The sequence below is a fragment of the Comamonas sp. wu1-DMT genome (genome assembly GCF_040187805.1).
Lineage (GTDB): Bacteria > Pseudomonadota > Gammaproteobacteria > Burkholderiales > Burkholderiaceae_C > Comamonas > Comamonas thiooxydans.
Genome location: NZ_JBANEM010000053.1, coordinates 1 through 1,011 on the forward strand (window position 1 = coordinate 1; position 1,011 = coordinate 1,011).

Consider the following 1,011-nt stretch of genomic DNA (forward strand, 5'->3'; position numbering starts at 1 on the left):
CACGGCTTCCATGCCCAGCTGGCGCGCGTACTCGATATGCTGGCGGGACACGTCGGCCTCGGTGCAGTGGGTCGCCACCCGCACCACGCGCACACCGGCTTCATAGGCGGCCTTGAGGTCGTGGACGGTGCCAATGCCCGGCAGTAGCAAGGTGGTGATCTTGGCGTGCTTGACCACGCTGGCCACGGCCTCAATCCATTCCAGATCGGTATGGGCACCAAAGCCATAGTTGAAGCTGGAGCCTTGCAGACCGTCGCCGTGAGCGACCTCGATCGAGTCGACCCGGGCCTCATCCAGCGCCTGGGCAATCTGCCTGGCCTGCTCCACGCTGTACTGGTGACGAATGGCGTGGCTGCCGTCGCGCAGGGTCACGTCGGAGATGTAGATTTTCTTGGTTTGCGTCATGGTGTGTCGTCTCCTCAGGCGGCCACGGCGAGCGTCGCCAGCATGCGTTCGGCCATGTGTTCCGCAGTGCGCAGACCGGCGCTGGTCATGATGTCGAGGTTGCCTGCATAGGCGGGCAGATAGTGGGCCGCCCCCTCAACCTCTAGAAAGATCGAGGTCTTCAGGCCCGTGAGGGCATTGCCCACGCCGGGGATGCGGATCGGTGCATCGATACGGTCGAACTGCACCTTCTGCTTCAAACGGTAGCCCGGGACGTAGGACTGAACAGCGGCAGCCATGCGTTCCACCGACTCGGCAATCGCTGCCTCGTCGGCCAACTCGCTCAGGGTGTAGACCGTGTCGCGCATGATCAGGGGCGGCTCGGCCGGGTTCATGATGATGATGGCCTTGCCCTTGGTGGCGCCGCCCACGACCTCGATCGCCTTGGAGGTGGTCTCGGTGAACTCGTCGATATTGGCGCGGGTGCCAGGGCCGGCACTCTTGCTGGCAATCGAGGCAATGATTTCACCGTAGTGCACCTTGGCCACACGAGAGACTGCGGCCACCATGGGGATGGTGGCCTGACCGCCGCAGGTGACCATGTTCACATTCGGCGCGTCCAGATGC

2 protein-coding genes are annotated in these 1,011 nt (G+C 63.7%); both read right to left on the reverse strand.

Annotated features, from left to right (window positions below; translation table 11 throughout):
* Window positions 1-405: hydroxymethylglutaryl-CoA lyase-like TIM-barrel protein (locus V8Z78_RS26980; RefSeq protein ID WP_502878884.1), on the reverse strand; the 405-nt coding region annotated here is incomplete at its 3' end.
* Between the two features lie 14 nt (window positions 406-419).
* A partial coding sequence (locus tag V8Z78_RS26985; protein WP_349732506.1) for an acetaldehyde dehydrogenase (acetylating) occupies window positions 420-1,011 on the reverse strand: 592 nt, incomplete at its 5' end.